This window comes from Hoyosella altamirensis, assembly GCF_014191505.1.
GTDB lineage: Bacteria > Actinomycetota > Actinomycetes > Mycobacteriales > Mycobacteriaceae > Hoyosella > Hoyosella altamirensis.
This window is the reverse complement of sequence record NZ_JACHWS010000002.1, coordinates 48,649-67,528: the sequence shown is the minus strand read 5'-3', so window position 1 is coordinate 67,528 and position 18,880 is coordinate 48,649. Positions and strand designations below refer to the sequence as shown.

17 protein-coding genes are annotated in these 18,880 nt (G+C 63.1%); 10 read left to right on the top strand and 7 right to left on the bottom strand.

The window, feature by feature from the left end; translation table 11 throughout:
• Position 1 precedes the first annotated feature (1 nt).
• Complete coding sequence (locus FHU29_RS09010) at positions 2-961, bottom strand: DUF4129 domain-containing protein (RefSeq protein ID WP_074390892.1); 960 nt, start codon at positions 959-961, stop codon at positions 2-4.
• A 174-nt stretch (positions 962-1,135) separates the two neighbouring features.
• Between FHU29_RS09010 and purL the strand changes: the two genes are divergently transcribed.
• The 7 genes from purL (at position 1,136) to purM (ending at position 10,288) form a co-directional block, all read left to right on the top strand.
• A complete protein-coding gene (gene purL, locus FHU29_RS09005; protein WP_064441249.1) occupies positions 1,136-3,463 on the top strand; it encodes a phosphoribosylformylglycinamidine synthase subunit PurL in 2,328 nt (775 codons plus the stop codon).
• A gap of 49 nt (positions 3,464-3,512) precedes the next feature.
• Positions 3,513-5,264, top strand: a complete 1,752-nt coding sequence (locus FHU29_RS09000) for an alpha/beta hydrolase (protein WP_064441158.1) — start codon at positions 3,513-3,515, stop codon at positions 5,262-5,264.
• Complete coding sequence (locus FHU29_RS08995; protein ID WP_064441157.1) at positions 5,261-5,950, top strand: CPBP family intramembrane glutamic endopeptidase; 690 nt, start codon at positions 5,261-5,263, stop codon at positions 5,948-5,950. Before FHU29_RS09000 ends, FHU29_RS08995 begins: the two co-directional genes overlap by 4 nt.
• Positions 5,947-6,348 carry a sterol carrier family protein gene (locus FHU29_RS08990; protein ID WP_064441156.1) on the top strand — a complete coding sequence of 134 codons (402 nt, stop codon included), beginning with the start codon at positions 5,947-5,949 and terminating at the stop codon, positions 6,346-6,348. Before FHU29_RS08995 ends, FHU29_RS08990 begins: the two co-directional genes overlap by 4 nt.
• A gap of 92 nt (positions 6,349-6,440) precedes the next feature.
• A complete protein-coding gene (gene purF, locus FHU29_RS08985; protein ID WP_157095254.1) occupies positions 6,441-8,030 on the top strand; it encodes an amidophosphoribosyltransferase in 1,590 nt (529 codons plus the stop codon).
• 105 nt (positions 8,031-8,135) lie between these two features.
• The gene (locus FHU29_RS08980; RefSeq protein WP_074390891.1) at positions 8,136-9,119 is read left to right on the top strand and encodes an oxidoreductase; all 984 of its coding nucleotides are present in this window, start codon (positions 8,136-8,138) and stop codon (positions 9,117-9,119) included.
• 80 nt (positions 9,120-9,199) lie between these two features.
• Positions 9,200-10,288: a phosphoribosylformylglycinamidine cyclo-ligase gene (gene purM / locus FHU29_RS08975; protein WP_064441154.1), complete on the top strand. Its 1,089-nt coding sequence runs from the start codon at positions 9,200-9,202 to the stop codon at positions 10,286-10,288.
• A gap of 66 nt (positions 10,289-10,354) precedes the next feature.
• On the opposite strand, the gene FHU29_RS08970 is transcribed toward purM, so the two are convergent.
• The 3 genes from FHU29_RS08970 to ygfZ form a co-directional block, all read right to left on the bottom strand.
• Positions 10,355-10,570 (bottom strand): DUF3073 domain-containing protein, encoded by a 216-nt coding sequence (locus tag FHU29_RS08970; RefSeq protein ID WP_013805504.1) that lies wholly within the window; start codon positions 10,568-10,570, stop codon positions 10,355-10,357.
• 190 nt (positions 10,571-10,760) lie between these two features.
• Positions 10,761-11,714, bottom strand: a complete 954-nt coding sequence (locus FHU29_RS08965) for an asparaginase (protein WP_064441153.1) — start codon at positions 11,712-11,714, stop codon at positions 10,761-10,763.
• A gap of 15 nt (positions 11,715-11,729) precedes the next feature.
• A complete protein-coding gene (ygfZ, locus tag FHU29_RS08960; protein WP_064441152.1) occupies positions 11,730-12,884 on the bottom strand; it encodes a CAF17-like 4Fe-4S cluster assembly/insertion protein YgfZ in 1,155 nt (384 codons plus the stop codon).
• Between the two features lie 42 nt (positions 12,885-12,926).
• Between ygfZ and FHU29_RS08955 the strand changes: the two genes are divergently transcribed.
• Positions 12,927-13,784 carry an aminodeoxychorismate lyase gene (locus FHU29_RS08955; protein WP_064441151.1) on the top strand — a complete coding sequence of 286 codons (858 nt, stop codon included), beginning with the start codon at positions 12,927-12,929 and terminating at the stop codon, positions 13,782-13,784.
• Here FHU29_RS08955 and FHU29_RS08950 read toward each other — a convergent pair.
• Positions 13,781-14,458, bottom strand: a complete 678-nt coding sequence (locus FHU29_RS08950) for a TetR/AcrR family transcriptional regulator (protein WP_064441150.1) — start codon at positions 14,456-14,458, stop codon at positions 13,781-13,783. The genes FHU29_RS08955 and FHU29_RS08950 overlap by 4 nt on opposite strands.
• A gap of 66 nt (positions 14,459-14,524) precedes the next feature.
• Between FHU29_RS08950 and FHU29_RS08945 the strand changes: the two genes are divergently transcribed.
• Positions 14,525-15,118 carry an NADPH-dependent FMN reductase gene (locus FHU29_RS08945; protein ID WP_064441149.1) on the top strand — a complete coding sequence of 198 codons (594 nt, stop codon included), beginning with the start codon at positions 14,525-14,527 and terminating at the stop codon, positions 15,116-15,118.
• Positions 15,118-16,671 (top strand): MFS transporter, encoded by a 1,554-nt coding sequence (locus tag FHU29_RS08940; RefSeq protein ID WP_064441148.1) that lies wholly within the window; start codon positions 15,118-15,120, stop codon positions 16,669-16,671. The genes FHU29_RS08945 and FHU29_RS08940 overlap by 1 nt, the downstream gene beginning before the upstream one ends.
• Here the strand turns inward: FHU29_RS08940 and FHU29_RS08935 are convergent.
• Both FHU29_RS08935 and FHU29_RS08930 read right to left on the bottom strand, forming a co-directional pair.
• Positions 16,643-17,566: a hydroxymethylglutaryl-CoA lyase gene (locus tag FHU29_RS08935; RefSeq protein WP_064441147.1), complete on the bottom strand. Its 924-nt coding sequence runs from the start codon at positions 17,564-17,566 to the stop codon at positions 16,643-16,645. The two genes, FHU29_RS08940 and FHU29_RS08935, sit on opposite strands and share 29 nt — an antisense overlap.
• On the bottom strand, positions 17,559-18,716 hold the full coding sequence (locus FHU29_RS08930) for a CaiB/BaiF CoA transferase family protein (protein WP_083962404.1): 1,158 nt from the start codon (positions 18,714-18,716) through the stop codon (positions 17,559-17,561). The genes FHU29_RS08935 and FHU29_RS08930 overlap by 8 nt, the downstream gene beginning before the upstream one ends.
• Between the last annotated feature and the right edge of the window lie 164 nt (positions 18,717-18,880).

The following is an 18,880-nucleotide window of genomic DNA, read 5'->3' as shown; positions in this document are numbered from 1 at the left end:
GCTACAGCAACGGTGCGGATGGCGCCCTCCTCACGTCGTCCAGCAGGCTTCGCAACAGTTCGGCTGCTGTGTGCTGCTGTTCGGCCGTCATTGTGTGCGAGCTGTACCGAGCTTCCGCGAACAACCCCACCAGTTCCTCGGCTGGACCTCTGGTGACATATCCCAACGCGACGGCGCGTGCCAGAACTTCCGAGGGAGTGTCGGATTCGAGTGGTGCGGGTTCGTCCGCTTCTGTCAGCGCCTCTTCCATCTCCGCGTAGCACGCGATAATCGCTGTGCGTGGATCCTGCGCGGGTTTATCGATCGCATCGAGAGCCCGTTCCGCTGCATCGGCAAGGTCACCCGCATGGCGGTGCTGGGCCGGTTTCTCGAGCGTGAATGTCGTTGATTGCCTGGATCGCCTGCCCCGCATCGACAAGATCGCGCCGACTGCGAGGAGCACTACGAGGATGAGGAGGCTCGTCAGGAGGAACGGGCTGATGTCCGGTCCGTCGGGGGGCGGCGGCAGGGTCTCCAGCGGCTCGCCTTCCTCGATTTCCTCGTAGCCGTTTTCGATGGGCATCTCACGTGGCCCGAAAAATCGGTTGATGAACACGAAGAGCGCGGTGATAGCCGCAAAGTACAGCAGGAACAGGACGATTGCGCGCCAGTCGCGATCACGCGCCCGGCCGCCTCTGCTTCGCCGCGGCAGCGGTGTCAGCGGCCGGAGGACCCGGGAGCGGGGATACCGCCACACCACGTACACGGCGGTCGCGGTGAGGAGGATTGCGAGTATCACAACTGCGATAACAGCGATATGCGCCCATTGATCGGGGAGCATTGGGTCACCAGCAGGCGGTTCGCTGGCAAGAGACACGGTGAGGCCCCACAGCAGGACAGCAGCCAGCAGCACCGGACCTGGCAGGTTCGGGCGGTGCTGGGCTGTTCGAGTCTGAGCGCGCTGGCCGCGCTGTCCCGGCATTTCGTCATCGTTGCACGAATGCCCGGAACGCCGGGATGAATCGGAATCCCGCCCGAAAGATCGCTGGTGAACGTCCGGAACTGGTCCGGCAGGAGTTCTGGCGAATTGGAGTGTCGGTGAGTGGCGGTAGACTGCTGCTCGGCGATCTGCCACGTCGAAAGGACCAAGGTTTCCGTGTCGTCACCAGCTCAGTCCGCAACTGGCCCCACTACTGTCCGGGTTGATTCGGTTTCTCACGCCGTCTCCACGCCCGATGTTCCCCAGCCGTACCGCGAACTCGGCCTCAAGGACGACGAGTACGCCCAAATCAGAGAAATACTTGGCCGCCGTCCCACGGACGCGGAACTCGCCATGTATTCGGTGATGTGGAGCGAGCACTGCTCCTATAAATCGTCGAAGGTTCACCTGCGCTACTTCGGTGAGACGACTACCGAAGAGATGCGCGCGTCGATGCTCGCCGGAATCGGTGAGAACGCTGGCGTCGTGGATATCGGCGACGGCTGGGCGGTGACGTTCAAAGTCGAAAGCCACAACCACCCGTCGTATGTCGAGCCATATCAGGGGGCCGCTACGGGAGTTGGCGGCATTGTCCGTGACATCCTGGCTATGGGCGCGCGCCCGATCGCGGTGATGGATCAGCTGCGCTTCGGTGCCGCTGAGCACCCTGACACTCGCCGTGTCATCGATGGAGTGGTCCGTGGCGTCGGCGGTTACGGCAACTCACTCGGTTTGCCGAACATTGGTGGCGAAACGGTATTCGACGCGTCCTATCAGGGAAATCCGCTTGTCAATGCGCTTTGCGCAGGGGTTATGCGGGTTGAAGATCTGCATCTAGCGCATGCGTCCGGCACCGGCAACAAGATCATTCTTTATGGCGCGCGCACGGGGCTCGATGGCATCGGAGGCGTATCCGTCCTCGCCTCGGAGACGTTTGACGGGGACGAAACCGGGTCGGGGCGCAAGAAGCTGCCGTCAGTTCAGGTGGGGGACCCGTTCACGGAGAAAGTCCTGATTGAGTGTTCGCTTGAGCTCTACCATCGGGGTCTTGTCGTCGGTATCCAGGACCTCGGCGGCGCAGGGCTGTCCTGTGCTACATCCGAACTCGCGGCTGCGGGTGACGGTGGAATGCACATCGACCTCGCTCGGGTGCCGCTACGCGCCGAGAATATGAATCCGGCGGAAATTCTTTCGTCAGAATCACAGGAACGCATGTGTGCGGTGGTGACACCCGAAAACGTTGATGCATTCATGGAGGTGTGTCGCAAGTGGGACGTCATCGCCACCGTCATCGGTGAGGTGACCGACGGCGACCGGCTGGAAATCACCTGGCAGGGCGAGACCGTTGTGGATGTCCCGCCGCGCAGTCTCGCTCATGACGGGCCCGTGTATGAACGCCCTGTGCAGCGTTCGGACACACAGGACGAGCTCATCGCGAACACGTCCGCCGGGCTGAGCCGGCCGTCCACACCCGAGGAGATGGGTGAGACCCTGCTGAAGATGATTTCGTCGCCGCAGCTGTGCAGCCGGGCGTGGATCACTGAGCAGTACGACCGCTACGTACGCGGCAACACCGTTCTAGCTGAAGACGCGGACGCCGGAGTGATCCGGATCGATGAGGAATCGGGACGGGGCATCGCGCTCGCGACTGACTGCAACGGGCACTACACACTGCTCGATCCGTACGCAGGTGCACAGCTCGCCCTCGCCGAGGCGTACCGCAACGTCACGACGACGGGCGCGGTACCCAAAGCGGTGACGAACTGCCTGAATTTCGGTTCACCCGAAGACCCCGCTGTGATGTGGCAGTTCCAGCAGGCCGTGCGCGGACTGGCCGACGCATGCGCGATCCTGGGCATCCCGGTGACCGGTGGAAATGTCAGTTTCTACAACCAGACCGGTACGCAGCCGATCTTGCCGACCCCGGTTGTGGGCGTCCTTGGCGTGCTCGACGACGTGCAGCACCGCACACCGCAAACGTTTGGGCTTGATGAAGGGGAAAGCCTGATTCTGCTCGGCGAAACCCGGGACGAGTTCGACGGGTCGGTGTGGGCTCAGGTTGAGCACGGCCATGTCGGGGGAGTGCCCCCACGCGTTGACCTCGAGCACGAGCGTCTGCTTGGTGAAATTATGGTCGCCGCAAGTCGTGACGGCCTTGTCAACGGCGCGCATGACCTCTCGGAAGGCGGCCTCGCACAAGCGGTGGTGGAGATGGCGCTCGCATCAGAGACAGGCTGCCGCATCGTCTTGCCCGAGGGCACAGACCCGTTCGTCCAGCTCTTCTCAGAGTCAGCCGGGCGTGTACTGGTTGCTGTCCCGCGAACCGAGGAACCCCGTTTCACGTCAATGTGCACGATGCGCGGAATGCCCTGGGCGCGGGTCGGCGTTGTTGTCGATGGGTCAGACACCGTCGAAGTGCAGGGACAGTTCACCTTCACGCTGGATACACTGCGCGAGCGTTTTGAAGGCGCGCTGCCGGAGCTTTTCGGGCACACTACAGCCTGAAAGTCCGCGAAGCAGCCAGGGGTGTGAGCACGGGGGAGGTGAGTGAATCGTGGCGTCGCCTCCCTCGTCCAGCCTCCGGCGTGCAGCGCGCGAATTCTGGTACTCACTGCGCCTCGACCTCACCGGTCTCGCGATGGCCGGATTGTTCTTCGCGTGGTCGCTGACTCCGTCACTGCTGCCCCGCGAGTGGCAGTACCAGGGGCTCGTCTCCGGTATCAGTCTCGCCGCGGGGTACGCGGCGGGGGTCCTGCTGAGCTGGTTTTCACGGTCAGTGATCTTTCCGTTGCTCGAGTGGCCAGCGCCCTCACGCAAAGTCGTGTGGTGGCTGCGCGGAGTGGTCGGCGGCGCAACCCTGATCCTGATGGTGAGCGCGCTGATCGCAGCCGCTGGCTGGCAGAACGAGATCACCGGCCTGCTCCATATGGAAGGCACCACAACAACCGGCTATCTGCGCACGGGCGCGCTCTCTCTGGCAATTGCCGCGGCGATAATTTTGACCGCACGAGCCCTGCGCGTGTGCGTCCGAGTTGTCGGCCGCGGCATACGCCGACTGCTCCGTTTGCCGGAGCCGCTGGTCAACGCAGTGGGAATCGTCGTGGTTGCAGCTGTGGTAATCACGCTTGTAGACGGTGTTCTTGTCCGTGGGATGGTCACCTTCGCGAACTCGGTTTTCTCCGTCCAGAACGAAACCATGGATCCGCGTGTCATCCAGCCGAGCGAGCCTGAACGATCAGGAAGTCCGGATTCGCTGGTGCCGTGGGACACACTTGGCGGGCAAGGCCGGAGAATGGTCTCCGGCGGACTGCGCGCTGAGGAACTCGAAACAGCGACGGGACGTCCCGCGGTCGAGCCGATCCGCGCCTACGTGGGCCTCGACTCGGCAGAGTCCCGCGCAGAACAGGCCGATCTGGCCGTGCGTGAACTGCTCCGGACCGGAGCATTCGAACGTGAAGTCCTCGTCGTCGCGTCAACCACAGGCACTGGCTGGATCAATCCGAACGCCATGCAGTCCCTCGAACTGATCTACCGTGGTGACACGGCGATCGTGGGCGTTCAGTACTCTTTCCTGCCGAGCGCGCTCTCATTTCTCGTCGACCGGGACGTCGCCGCTGACACTGGCAAGGAACTCTTCGACGCCGTGCACGAAGAATGGCTGCGGCATGATCCCGCCACGCGGCCACGCCTCTATGTTTTCGGTGAAAGCCTCGGATCATTCGGGTCGGAAGCCGCCTTCGACGGACTGGCCGACCTGCGCGAAAAGGTATCTGGCGCGCTATGGGTCGGGCCGGTGAATTCAAACTCGCTGTGGCGGTCGCTGACCGAGCGGCGGGACCCCGGCTCCCCAGCAATCCGGCCCACCTACGCGGGCGGCCTGGTCGTGCGGTTCGCGAATCGGGTGGAAGACCTCGATGACATCGACAAGGGTGCGCCGTGGCTCGAGCCTCGCGTGCTGTATCTGCAGCACCCCACGGATCCTGTCGTGTGGTGGACTCCTGAGCTGCTGTTCCAGCGTCCAGACTGGCTCCGGGAACCACCGGGATATGACGTTTCTCCGTCCATGCAGTGGCGGCCAATCGTGACGTTCTGGCAGGTGTCGGCCGATCTGGCGAACGCCGCCCGGATTCCGCACGGTCACGGCCACCTGTACAGCTCATCGATTCTCGACGGCTGGCTCGCTATCGGGACGCCGGAAGGATGGACCGACGCTGACACTGAACAGGCACACGACATTCTTGGGTCAATCTGGCAATACAGGACGCCACGGCAGAGCCCCATCGTCACGGGCGAGGCAGGGCGATGAGACGCGTCTTGCCTGCGTGCGCGCTCGGCGGGGTGCTGCTCCTGTGGAACAATGTCGTGCTTCCGGCGCGGCGTTGGTCGCCACATCAGCGGGCGGCAGCAAATGCCGCGGTGGGCGTCGCCGCAGTGGGAGTGTGCAGCCTCATCGGTGTGAAGCCCGCGGAATTGCGGCTCGAAACACGCAGCCTGCCAGCAGGGGTGCGCACGGGCCTGGTGGCTTCGGCTGCGCCCACTGTCGCTTATGTTGTGACGGCCGCGATTCCCCGGTTGCGTAAGAATGTGCCCCCGCAAGCGAAATCACTTCGCGAAATCAGCGAATGGGTTGTCTTTCACATCCCCGTGGGAACCGTGCTGTGCGAAGAACTCGCCTTCCGGTCGGCGCTTTCCGCATTGTGGGTCCGAGCGCTCGGCGGCCGCGACGGCGGAGCAACGTCAGCCGCGCAACTAGCGGGCGCGATCACCTTCGGTCTCTGGCACATCGCGCCAGCGCGTGCGGCCGGTGATCCGGTGACTGCGACAGTGTTGTTCACCACAGCGGCAGGCCTGGTTTTCGACAGAATTGCCCAGCGCAGCGGCAGCGTTGCCGCTCCGATGATCTTGCATGCGGCGGTGAATGTGGGCGGCGCGCTTGTCGCGGCGCGGATCGCGCCTGCACGCGGAGCGCTGCCCTACGGTGGTCTCTCGTGACGAGTTCATCCCCGCGGCGCAAGTCAGTCGATCCGGCAGCCGTCCGCTCAGCCATCCACGTGATTGAGGCGTGGCTGAAGGACCCGGAACCGGCACAAGAACCGCCAAAAGCGCAGCTTGCCGCTGCGGTCCGGCTGACCGCTCAAGCGCTGGCGCAAGTTGCGCCCGGTTCGAGCGTTGAGGTTCGGATACCGCCTTTCGTTGCTGTGCAGTGCATTGAAGGCCCGCGGCATACGAGGGGAACTCCGCCGAATGTGATGGAAACAGATGCGCGCACGTGGCTGTTGATCGCGTCGGGACTTGCCACCGTCGACGAAGCGGTCAAAGCGGGACATATCAGTATTTCCGGGACGCGCGCGCGAGAGATTGAGAGGTGGCTCCCACTGGTCCGGTTTTGACGCGGGTTCGCCCGCGATCGCGCCGGCACCGTAGACTGGGCTGACCCCCGATCCCGGCATTAAGGGAGCGTCTCGTAGTGAGCAGTGACTCGATCCGTGAGAACTCTGTGACCGATACATCTATCGACCAGTACGAGGAAGCCACCGAGAACGAGCCCCGCGAAGAATGTGGCGTGTTCGGCGTATGGGCACCCGGTGAAGACGTCGCGAAGCTGACCTACTACGGCCTGTATGCACTGCAGCACCGTGGCCAGGAAGCCGCTGGTATTGCTGTCGGGGATGGCAGGCAGGTCCTCGTGTTCAAGGATTTCGGGCTCGTCAGTCAGGTTTTCGATGAGCAGACGCTGGTCGCGATGCGTGGCCACGTCGCGGTGGGACACTGCCGCTATTCGACAACTGGCGCGACAACGTGGGAAAACGCCCAACCGATTTTCAGGACGACCAGTGCGGGTACCGGGATCGCGCTGGGACACAACGGCAACCTTGTGAACACTGCCGAACTAGCGGCGAAAGCACGCGAAGCGGGCCTCCTCGCGGGACGCAGACGCAAAGCTGCGACGTCTGACTCCGACATTGTCGGTGCTCTCCTCGCACATGCGGCCGCGGACACCAGCGTCGAACAAGCTGCAATGGAGCTTTTCCCTCAGCTCAAGGGCGCATTCTGCCTAACTTTTATGGACGAGAACACTCTTTACGCGGCGCGGGATCCACACGGTGTGCGCCCATTGTGCCTGGGCCGGCTGGACCGCGGCTGGGTTGTGGCCAGTGAGACGTCCGCCCTGGACATCGTCGGCGCCTCCTTCGTCCGTGAGATCGAGCCGGGTGAGCTGCTCGCCATCGATGCGGACGGCGTCCGTTCGATGAAATTCGCGACGCCGGAGCCGAAGGGCTGCGTTTTCGAGTACGTCTACCTCGCCCGGCCGGATAGCTACATCTCCGGTCGCTCCGTGCACGGTGTTCGCGTCGAGATCGGCCGTCGTCTCGCGGGTGAATGCCCCGCCGAAGCCGACCTAGTGATTCCAGTTCCGGAATCGGGGACACCTGCGGCAACAGGCTACGCACAGGGATCGGGGATCCCCTACGGCCAGGGCCTGATGAAGAACGCGTACGTGGGCCGCACCTTCATCCAGCCTTCTCAGACCATTCGACAGCTAGGTATCAGGCTCAAGCTGAATCCGCTGCGCGAAATGATCAAGGGAAAGCGGCTAGTCGTCGTTGATGATTCGATTGTGCGCGGCAATACTCAGCGTGCGCTCGTGCGGATGCTGCGCGAGGCGGGCGCCACGGAAATCCACGTCCGGATCGCATCCCCACCGGTCAAATGGCCATGCTTCTACGGGATCGACTTCGCATCACCCGCCGAGCTCATCGCCAACGGGGCGGATTCAACCGAGGAAATGCTCGAAGCGGTCCGCTCGTCCATTGGGGCAGACTCCCTCGGGTATATCTCCATCGAAGGCATGACTGCGGCTACCGCGCAAGACTCGTCCCGAATGTGCCGAGCGTGTTTCGACGGTGTCTATCCAATTGAACTGTCACAAGACAGCAGAATTGGCAAGAACGTTCTGGAAGCGATGTTCAACTCGACAGAGGCGACCGAGAAGACCGCGGCGGCGCCGACTGATGGCACGGCGCGGCATGCCGGTACGGCGGGCAGTTACACCGCGCTCACTACTCCATAGCGACAGTTTCCTCCCAGCGCCGAGATCCTTGAGATCAGGCGGTGCCGTCTCCGCCCTAACTGACTAAGATCAGTAGTGTGGGGCAGATCACAGGGAGTGAGAACAATGTCTGCAAACCAGACGGCACCAAAACCAGGCACTGATCATGATCCTCTAGCCACACCCGACTTCACCCCGGCTGACGTCCCTTCGCAAGCGGGGAAGACCATTGTCATTACCGGCGGTGATGGCGGTCTTGGTAAACAGTCGGCGAAAGCCCTCGCGGCTGCCAGCGCTAAGGTGATCATCGCTTGTCGCAACCTCGAACGTGCTAAAGCCGCCCTTGACGAGATCAGTTCGGTTGCAGCCGCCGATCAGCCGATACTTGTCCACCTCGATCTTGGCGACCTGGCTTCGGTGCGTGACTGCGCAGCCGAAATCAGAGATCATACGAGCACCATCGATGTGCTGGTGAACAATGCCGGCCTCATGGCAGTGCCGTACAGGGAGACGAAAGACGGCTTCGAATCGCAAATCGGCATCAACCACCTCGGTCACTTCGCGCTGACAGGACACCTTCTGCCTGAGTTGCTTGCAGCTGACTCGAGCCGGGTCGTCACGGTGACGTCGATCATGCACAAGCAGGGCAAGCTCGACGTCGAGGATCTCAACTACAAACGGCGCAAGTACTTCCGCATCAACGCGTACGTGCAGTCGAAACTTGCCAACCTGCTGTTCACAGCGGAACTGGCGAGGCGGACAGAATCGGCGAACGCGTCGCTGCTATCCGTTGGCGCGCATCCAGGCGCCGCAGCGACGGACCTCTTTGATCCGGTGGTTCCGACGCTGGGACTGCGCAGGATGGTGCGGCAGATTGTCGCGATGAACGCGAAATCCGCGGAAGAAGGTGCGTTCAGCACGCTCTACGCCGCGGCAATGCCAGACGTGCGCAACAACGACTTCCTCGGTCCCTCCGAGTTCGGGGGAGTGAAAGGGCCTGTGAGCAGATGCCCGAGAAGTAAGGACGCGGACGATCATCAATTAGCTCTCGCGTTGTGGGAAAAGTCGATCGCGGTTACTGGAGTCGACTACTCCGAGCTTGAGCGATAGAGGGCCGCTCCACCCCGCCACGATGTCCGGTAGCGTTACACCGTAACTGTGACACACCAGGGGCGGAGCACACGAACCTCATGATCGACGACAACACCACAACGGCCGGAGCCTCCTACGCGGCGTCCGGTGTCGACATCGACGCTGGAGAGCGCGCGGTGGAACTGTTCAAGCCACTTGCGAAGAAGGCGACCCGGCCGGAAGTCGTCGGTGGCCTCGGTGGGTTCGCCGGTCTGTTCGCACTCAAGGACAAGTATCGTGAGCCCCTGCTCGCGGCATCGACCGATGGTGTTGGCACAAAGATCGCCGTCGCACAGGCGATGGACAAACATGACACCGTTGGTCTTGACCTGGTGGCCATGGTGGTCGACGACCTCGTCGTCTGCGGCGCTGAACCGTTGTTCCTGCAGGACTACATCGCCGTGGGCAAGGTAGTTCCCGAGAAGGTCGCGCAGATCGTGTCTGGCATCGCTGAAGGCTGCGTGCAGGCGGGCTGTGCGCTGCTTGGGGGCGAGACAGCCGAACATCCCGGGCTGATGGGGGACTCGGACTACGACTTGTCCGCAACGGGAGTGGGTGTGGTCGAGGCGGATTCTGTCCTGGGCCCGGATCGCGTACGCCCGGGTGACGTGGTGATCGCAATGGCATCCTCTGGACTCCACTCGAACGGGTATTCGCTCGCCCGGCGTGTTCTGCTCGAAATCAACCGAATGTCGCTGACCGGTCACGTGGAGGAATTCGGGCGCACCCTCGGTGAGGAGTTGCTCGAGCCCACGCGCATCTACGCCCGCGACTGCCTCGCGGTTATCGCGGAAACGGATGTCCGGACATTCGCTCATGTCACTGGCGGCGGGCTTGCAGAGAACCTTTCACGCGTGATGCCGAGGGGTCTTGTCGCTGAACTCGACCGTGGCACGTGGAGCCCAGCACCAATTTTCCGGATGATCTCGCAGCGCGGCAGGGTCGAAACAGCCGAAATGGAACGCACCTTCAATATGGGCGTCGGAATGATCGCTGTGGTGGCGCCTGACGACGTTGACCGCACCCTGGCGGTGCTGACTGCTCGCCACATGAGCTGCTGGACGATCGGCACGGTCCGCAAGGCAAATGAAGTCCACGCTGGCGATGACGTGCGCGCGATCCTCGTGGGGGAACATCCGCGCTTCTAAATGCGCAGTGCTGCACAACGGGCGGGGTGCCTCACAAGGCACCCCGCCCGTTGCGACGTAGGGAAGCTAGGAAGCTCCGCGGCTCCAGCTCGCGTCATCGTCATCGACCCAGCGCGAGTATTCCTTCTCGTACGCGTCGTCGGAGAACGTATCGTCCCGCGAGGGGCTCGATGGCGTTCCCGACAGCTCTCGCTGAAGCCGGTCGAAGTCCGTATTCGGTGAGCTGTATTTCAGTGCCCGTGCAACCTTGGTCTGCTTCGCCTTAGCCCGGCCGCGGCCCATGGCTGACCCCCTCGCGCGATGTCGGGGTGGCCTGGGGATTTGGCGACCCCGTTCGTGTCTGATGTTCTTCCTGGCAAACACTCTACCGCGAGACGCGGACTTGCGCCGCAATGACGTCTCCGATTGCGTACGCAAGCGATGTGAACCCTACCGCATTTGTCGTACAGCTATGCTTGCTGGCCCGGATTTCTCACAAGGGGACGGCGTCGGTGGCAGCACGCACTTCGCCGACTCGCTGCCCGCCACCCAGAACTGGCGTCGCGGGTAATTTGTCGGCACCCTGGGCGCCGAGAGCGTGGAGGACAGCAGCGGCCAGGGGCAATCGGGGACGTTCATGGCCGTCGGCGAACTTGAACGCGAAGGCTGTACCGTCCGGCAGTGCTCCTGCGAATACGCCTTCGGCGCCTGATTTACAGATGAAGCCAGGTACCGTGCGCATCAGGATGACATCTGGCTTCCCGGTGCCGGACATCAAATACGGATGAGTGGAAATTGCACTCGTGACCTGGTGCTCAAAAGTGCCATCTGTGGCTGTCACAAGCTTCTGGAACGCTCGGGCGAGTCCCGTCAGGGTGACGGGGATGATCGGCAGTCCGCACCCATCGACACCGGATGGGTGTTCCGGTTCCTCGGCGATTTCGCGCACGGTGGCGGCCAGGTGAACTTGCAGGGGATGGGCTGGATCCAGATAGCTTTCCGTCGGCCAGTCCTGCTCGATGCACGCGGCAAGCATCGCCGCGTGCTTGCCCGAGCAGTTCATGTAGATCTTCCGCGGCCCTTCGCCCCGGTGGATCACCCTGGCCCGGGCCGCTTCGTTGAGGGGAAGATCGGGCGGGCACTGGAGCATCTCCTCAGTGGCGCCGATCCCGTCGAGCATCCCTGTGACAATCGCCACATGATCGGGCTCGCCTTCATGTGACGCCGTGGCAAGTGCCATGTGTTCATCATCTGCGGGCTTGTAACCGGCACGGAGGAGGCCCACGGCCTGTAAAGGTTTGTTCGTAGACCGCGGATAGATCGGCGCATCGATACTTCCGCGTAAATGGAGTACTTGGCCGCCCGGGGCAAGGATGGCGAGCGCCCCATGGTGGACACACTCGACGAAACCGGACCGGACGACTTCAACGAGCGGTACGTAGTGCATCACTGGGTGGGTCCTTCAGCGTCCGCGGAGTTTGTCGACTGCCGCCCGCCCAGGCTGCACTTCCTCGTATAGGGGCAGAGAATCGGGGTCGATGGATGCAGCGACCTCACGGCCAGGCGCCCCCGCCGTGAGTTCGGTTTCAGGGGTGATAGTTCGCTTCATCAAGGCCAGCGCAACCGGTCCGAACTCGAAGTGATCGATGAGGGTGCCCACACGGCCGACGGTCCGGCCCCCCGCGGTTACCGGGTCGCCTGTCATCGGTCGATGTTCATCTGAACCGTCAAGGTGTAACAAGACCAGGTGCCGGGGCGGTTTGCCGAGGTTGTGCACGCGGGCCACTGTCTCCTGCCCGCGGTAGCAGCCTTTCTCGAGGTGGACGGCGCCGTGCTGCTCAGCTGTCCCGATCCAGCGAGCCTCGTGGGGAATGGTGCGCTCGTCCGTGTCGACGCCAACTCTGGGGCGCAGCGACGTCACGCGGAGCGCTTCCAGTGCCCACGTGCCTGCTGGGCGGGCTCCCGCGTGTGTGAACTCCGTCCACCACCGAGCCAGTTGTGAACGGGGGACCACGGCATCTGCGCGGCCCTCTGCCGGCCATCCCAGCGGCCGTGTGAACCCGCCCTCGGGCAGAGCAACTGCCTTTGTTGTGTCGGGTATCGCATTCGCCAGTGCTGGGCCGATCAGGGTGAGAACCGCCATGTCCGCTTCGCGGACCTCGACCTTCGACCAGAAGACCATCTTCTGCAAATAGCTCAGGAGTGCCGCCGCGTACTCGCGCTCAGTGTCCAGCCAGACGGTGCCATCGAAGTGTGTAGCGACGAAATGGTGTTCGATGCGCCCGTTGATGTCGAGGATCAAACTCTCGGCCGTCGCCCCGTCGGGGAGGTCAGTGAAGCTCTGGCTCGTCAGGGAGTGCAGCCAGGTGAGGCGGTCGGCACCTGTCACGGAGATCACACTCCGGTGTGATCGATCGATCACTACTAGGCCGGTTGTTGCTTCGCGCTGCTCGACCAGTGGATCACCGCAATGCCAGGCAACCCCCTGATCAGGCCATTCTTCGGGTGCTGGTACAGCACCTGGTACGGCAAGGAGCGGACTTGAATATGTCGCTGCGGTAGATGTGCTGGTGTCGTCGGGAGCGTTGCCTCGTTCGCGTGTATCGGGATCGGCCACGTCAACGATCCTACGGGCGCACCGCCGAATACGCTTTCGTTCATGGCTGAGCAGGTTCTGGTGACGCTCGATTGCGAGCTTCTTGACGCGGATGAGCCTCTGTTGCACGCGGACGATATGGCTGCGCTGCGCGGAGATGGGGTTTTCGAAACACTCCTTGTCCGGCGGGGGAAAGCGCTGAACCTGGAGGCTCACCTGGCGCGGCTCGCGCACTCCGCGGAGTTGCTTGACCTTCCCGAAACTGCACCCAGCGACTGGCGTGATGCTGTGGCGATGGCTGTCCAGCGCTGGGGTGACCGGCGCGAAGGTGCTCTGCGTCTTGTGTACAGCCGGGGCCGAGAGAACGCCGGTAGTGCGATCACTGCCTATGTGCTGGTGAGCCCGCTGAATCAGCGGGTGCATCAGGCGCGGTCTAGTGGCGTCACCGTGATCACGCTGGAACGCGGGTACGCAAGTGATCTCAAAGAGTTCGCACCCTGGCTGCTCCTGGGGGCGAAGACATTGTCGTACGCCGTGAACATGGCCGCGATCCGGTACGCCCTTCGCAACGGTGCTGACGACGCTGTGTTCGTCAGCTCCGACGGCTACGTTCTCGAAGGGCCGCGATCCACCGTTATGATTCTGCGCGGACGTGAACTGCTCACGCCGCCGCTCGATTATGGCGTTCTGCCGGGCACGACCCAGCAAGCCGTATTCGCCATGGCTGAGGAGTATGGCTTCACAGCCACCTACGCGCCGCTCACAGTCGTTGATCTGATCAACGCGGACGGCGCATGGCTGGTGTCGAGTGTCGCGCTGGGTGCGCGGATCACCTCCCTCAATGGGATTCGTATGCCCGAGCCTGCTGCGGCGGTCGAGGTGGCGCGTCTGGTCGACCGGGCTGTCGAGAAAGCGGATTAGGTGTGGTGGGCGGTATGGCTACCGCCCGGTGCAGTGTGTTCAAGCTCCATAGCTTCGCTGTGTTCGACAAGAGCCTCGTAATCGACGGCAGCTCCGCGGAGTAGCGTCTCGATCGCTTCTTCGGCTTCTGTATCAGTGAGGTGGAGGCGGCCAAATAGCGCCCTGTAGTGGACAAGTGAGCTGACCATGTCGAGCAGCATCTCCCGGTCCAGGTCAGCCCGAAGGTCCCCGCGCCCGATTGCCCGGTCTATGGTGCAGCCGACCGCCTGGCGGGGCGGCTCGACGACGGTCGACATGTAGCGGCCGCGAAGTTCTGGGTCTGTTGCGCAGTCGGCGTACAGCGCAATGAGTACGTCGGGCCTGATGGTGCGGTAGGCGGCGAGGAAAACGTTGAGGCCCTCGCCGAGGTCACACAGAGTGCAGCCCGTGTCCGGCGGCGTCGGGACGGCCAGCCGCACGGCGATTGCTGCCAGTACTAGAGGCACACGGCCGGGCCAGCGGCGGTAAATCGCGGGCCTGGTCGTGCCCGCTCGCCGAGCTACTTCTTCCAGCGAGAGCTTGGCGTATCCCGTCTCGTCGAGGACCGCGAGCGTGGCGCGGAGTATCGCGTCGTCCAGTTGCGGATCGCGGGGGCGGCCGACGGCGGTCTCGCCGGAATGGTGCGGGATGGACATGATTTACAGGATAACGTAACATTACGATACGGAACGTAATGGAACAGTCGGAAAGGGAGTGAAGACATGTCGACTAGGGCCAGCACTGCATTTCCACTGCGGGTCCTGCTCCTGGTGGGCAGCATCCGGGCAGGCCGCTTCGGGCACGTTCCCGCGGCATGGGCAGCGGAGCGCGCGCGTGAACGTGACGACATTGATCTCGATGTCGCTGACCTCGCTGACATCAGGCTGCCGGTTGTTCTGCCTGGTGACGACGAGCACGCACCGGTGGCAGAAGAGGTCGCCATGCTAGGGAAGCGCATCCAGGCCGCGGACGCGGTCGTAATCGTCACGCCGGTGTACAACCGGGGTTATCCGGCTTCGCTGAAGAATGCGATCGACTGGTTCCACGAAGAGTGGGCGGCTACTCCAGTGGGGTTCGTATCCTACGGGGGTGTGAGCGGCGGAATCGAAGCCGTCGAGCAACTCCGGAGCGTCTTCGCCGAACTGCGAACTATGACGATCCGCAATGTGCTGAGTTTCGCGAACTTCTGGGAACGCTTCGACAACGAGGGCCAGCCGGTCAACGCTGATTCCGCGCGAGCTGCGGCGACTGCATTTTTTGATCAGCTCCTCTGGTGGGCCCGTGCCCTGCGCTCTGCACGGCGGGAGGCCGCGTGATGGCGAATCCGCACACCACATCGGAAACCGGGCACTCCGCAGACAGGGCGACAACGAGGGAGTGGGCGGGCCTCGCGCTGCTCCTGCTCCCTATGCTTGCGCTTGCTACCGATCTGACGGTTTTGTTCTTCGCGCTCCCCACGATCACCGCAGACCTAAGTCCGTCCGCTACGCAGGGTCTGTGGATCGTCCATGTGTACGGATTTCTCATTGCCGGGTTCCTCATCACGATGGGACGCCTAGGTGACCGCATCGGACGCCGCAGACTCCTGCTGACCGGTGGTGCAGCGTTCGCAGTGCTCTCCGTCGTAGCCGCGTATTCGACTAGTCCTGAGATGCTCATCGCGGCCCGAGCACTGCTAGGGATTGCGGGGGCGACACTGATGCCGTCGCTGTTCTCGCTGCTGCGAACGATGTTCCCGAACGACGATCAGCGCAGGTTCGCTATCGCTGTGATTTTCAGTGCGTTCACGGCAGGTGGAGCGATTGGCCCTCTATTAGGCGGAGCTTTGCTCGAGTTCTTCTGGTGGGGTTCTGTCTTCCTGATCAACGTTCCTCCGCTTCTTCTTCTCGTCGTCCTAGGCCCAAGGCTGCTACCGGAACAGCGTGAGGAGAACCCCGCCCCGCTCGACTTGCTCAGCGTCGCGCTATCGGTTGTAGCAATGCTCGCCATCGTCTACGGATTGCAGGATCTCGCCGCCGGCTATGACGTGGCCGCAAGTCATCCCGTCTGGCTGAACTTGCTGATTGCTGGCGCAGGAGCCGGCCTGCTCGGTCTCTTTATCCGCCGGCAGCGCAGCCTGCACGAGCCGCTTTTCGACCTTGTCCTGCTAACTCGGCGACGTACTGCGATCCCGCTGGCCGCCCTGCTGCTAACGGGCATCGGTGTGGTTGGCGTCTTCTATCTCTTCACCCAGTACCTCCAGTGGGTTGCTGGGCTCTCGCCGCTTTACGCGGGGCTGTGGACGCTGCCCTACATCGTGGTCAATATCGCTGGTGCGATGCTCGCGCCCGGTCTGGTCGCGCGCTATCGGCAGGCTGCCGTGGTCACGGCGGGACTGTCGATCGCCGTACTAGGCCTAGTGTTCGTCGCGATCGCCGGGAGCAGCCCACTCGGCGTTGTTGTTGCTGCGATCGCCGTAACCGGGTTCGGGCACGGTGTTGCGATGGCGCTGGTCAGTGATCTCATCATCTCGGGTGCCCCAGCTGAGCGGGCTGGCTCGGCGGCCGCAGCCCAAGAGGTCAGTGGCGAGCTCGGCACGGCCGCCGGTATCGCAGCCGGGGGCGCGATCGGTGTGCTCGCGTACCGAATCACGCTGACTGGCGCGATACCACCAGGCACCCCAGAGTCCGCGGCGGCCGCCGCTCGGTCCGGTATCCATGAGGGTGTGGCTGCCGCGGAACAGCTAGGGGCGCGCGGGCACGGCCTCGTCGATGCGGTACGTGAAGCTTTCACGGCCGGAATGCAGGTTTACGCAGGCGTTGGTGCTGCGATCACCGCTGCGGCGACGCTCCTCGTCGCGGTCACGCTCGCTGCGCGGGGTCGTGGCTAGCAATTTCGGGGAAAAGTCCCGCTCGTGCGACCTGGCCGCTGATTTCCTGAGGGATGACGCTGCCGAGCCACTCCGACGTACCGATCAGGGATTCGAGATCGACGCCCGTGCTGACGCCCATGTTGCGCAATATGTACGCAAGGTCTTCGGTAGCGATGTTGCCCGTGGCGTTGGGCGCGAATGGGCAGCCACCGAGCCCGCCCACTGACGCATCGAGAGTGGTGGCTCCGGCCTCAACGCCCACGATCGCGTTGAGGTACCCCGTGTTGCGAGTGTTGTGGAGGTGCAGTCCGAGGGGAAGTTCGGGCCAATTCTCGCGCAGCGCGCTGATCAGTGACCGGATCTGGGTCGGCACCGCGCATCCGATCGTGTCAGCGAGGATAAGTTCGTCCGCCCCGGCGTCCACGAGCTGCGCAGCCACCGCCAGGACCGCCGCAGCCGGAACAGGCCCTGCGAAAGGGCACCCGAAGGCCACGGCCACAACGGCCGTGAGCTTCTTGCCGCTGGCGCGCGACGGGGCAACGGCAGCGGTAAACTCGGCGACGGTGGCTTGGACGGTTGCATTGACGTTGCGGATGTTGAACGCGTCGGTCGCGGAAACCGCGAAACGGATCTCGTCGAGGTCGCATTCGAGCGCGCGATGCACGCCGCGGCCGTTGAGGACGAGGCCAGCGATAGTGACGTCACCTGGACGTTCAATCTCGCGCAGGATCTGCTCCGCCCCGGCCATTCGGGGTACCCGACGCTCGTTGACGAAACTGACTGCCTCCACCAGGGCTGGTCCTGCGCCGAGCAGCCGGTTGATCAGATCGATGCGCTCGGCGACAGAAAATTCGTGTGCCAGGTTTTGCAGACCGTCGCGCGGGCCCACCTCGGCTATGTGCACGTCAGGCATGATCGCTTCCCAGAATCTCTTCGTTGTCCGTGCCGGGTGTTGCGCGTCCGAGCCAGTTGACCTTGCCGGGTGTCACCGAAAGCCTCGGGACGACACCGGGGATGGCGAGGTCACCGAACCGATCGTCGGGTTGCCGCACAATCATGCCTCGTTCTTGAACATGCGGGTCTTCGACAATGTCGGCGATCGAATTGATGGGGCCCCAAACGACAGCCTGCGCATCGAGCGCGCTGGTGAGCTCGTCGTACGTCAGTTGCGACGACCATTCCGCGATGATCCGGTCGATCTCTTCGCCGTTCTCTCCACGCGGTATGTGTGTCGCGAACCGAGGGTCGGCAGCAAGTTCGGGCATGTTCATCGCGCGGGTTAGCCGCGTGAACATCGGATCGGCATTGGCCGCGATCACGATGTGGCGTCCCTCCTTCGTCGGATAGACGTTGCTCGGTGCGAGGCTCTTCAGGCTCGTGCCCGTCGGCTCACGGACAATGCCGAGTTTGTCGTAGTCCGGAAGTGTCGATTCGAGCATCGCGAAGCAGCTTTCGAGGATCGACGCGTCCACGACCTGACCTGTGCCACCGCGCGCGTCACGCCAGTACAGCGCCATCAGAAGCCCCTCGAAGGCGAACAGTGCCGCCAAGGTGTCCCCAAGTGAGATTCCGCAGCGCGGCGGGACGCCACCCGGGAAACCGTTGATGTAGCGCAGGCCACCCATCGCTTCGCCGACACTCGCGAAGCCTGGCCGGGAAGCGTAGGGTCCGGTCTGGCCGAAGCCGGAGATACGCACGATGATCAGTCCAGGGTTGATCTTGTGCAGTTCCTCAGGGCCGATACCCCAGCGTTCGAGGGTCCCTGGCCGGAAGTTCTCCACGATCGCGTCAGCATCTTTGACAAGTTCTCGAATCACGTCGCGGCCTTCGCTGGTGCTCAGGTCGACGGTCACCGACTTCTTATTGCGGGCTATGACGGCCCACCACAAGCTGGTGCCGTCTACTTTCTTGCCCCAGTCGCGCATGGGATCCCCACGGCCGGGCGGTTCGATCTTGATCACTTCGGCGCCGAAGTCGGCGAGACGGCTGCCAGTGAACGGGCCTGCGATGAGCTGGCCCATTTCGAGGATGCGGACGCCCTGTAGCGGGGTTGTTTCGCTCACTGTCCCATTGTCCCCGACGACGCGGATGTGACCAACGTCTACTACAGCGTGTAGTGACTACTACCTCTAGTAGTAGTACCGTCTGTTGCATGGCCGAGTAGTAGTGCCGGTAGTTCTCGGTCGCACCTTCCAACCGCCAGGGCTGGTCAGCCCTAGTTTGGAGT

Coding starts and splice junctions, on each gene's coding strand:
- FHU29_RS08980 (WP_074390891.1), top strand. CDS start 8,136: ATGTCTGCAAACCAGACGGCACCAAAACCAGGCACTGATCATGATCCT.
- FHU29_RS08950 (WP_064441150.1), bottom strand. CDS start 14,458: ATGTCCATCCCGCACCATTCCGGCGAGACCGCCGTCGGCCGCCCCCGC.
- FHU29_RS08935 (WP_064441147.1), bottom strand. CDS start 17,566: ATGCCTGACGTGCACATAGCCGAGGTGGGCCCGCGCGACGGTCTGCAA.
- FHU29_RS08965 (WP_064441153.1), bottom strand. CDS start 11,714: ATGCACTACGTACCGCTCGTTGAAGTCGTCCGGTCCGGTTTCGTCGAG.
- FHU29_RS09010 (WP_074390892.1), bottom strand. CDS start 961: ATGCCGGGACAGCGCGGCCAGCGCGCTCAGACTCGAACAGCCCAGCAC.
- FHU29_RS08945 (WP_064441149.1), top strand. CDS start 14,525: ATGTCGACTAGGGCCAGCACTGCATTTCCACTGCGGGTCCTGCTCCTG.
- purM (WP_064441154.1), top strand. CDS start 9,200: ATGATCGACGACAACACCACAACGGCCGGAGCCTCCTACGCGGCGTCC.
- FHU29_RS08955 (WP_064441151.1), top strand. CDS start 12,927: ATGGCTGAGCAGGTTCTGGTGACGCTCGATTGCGAGCTTCTTGACGCG.
- FHU29_RS08940 (WP_064441148.1), top strand. CDS start 15,118: ATGGCGAATCCGCACACCACATCGGAAACCGGGCACTCCGCAGACAGG.
- FHU29_RS08970 (WP_013805504.1), bottom strand. CDS start 10,570: ATGGGCCGCGGCCGGGCTAAGGCGAAGCAGACCAAGGTTGCACGGGCA.
- FHU29_RS08995 (WP_064441157.1), top strand. CDS start 5,261: ATGAGACGCGTCTTGCCTGCGTGCGCGCTCGGCGGGGTGCTGCTCCTG.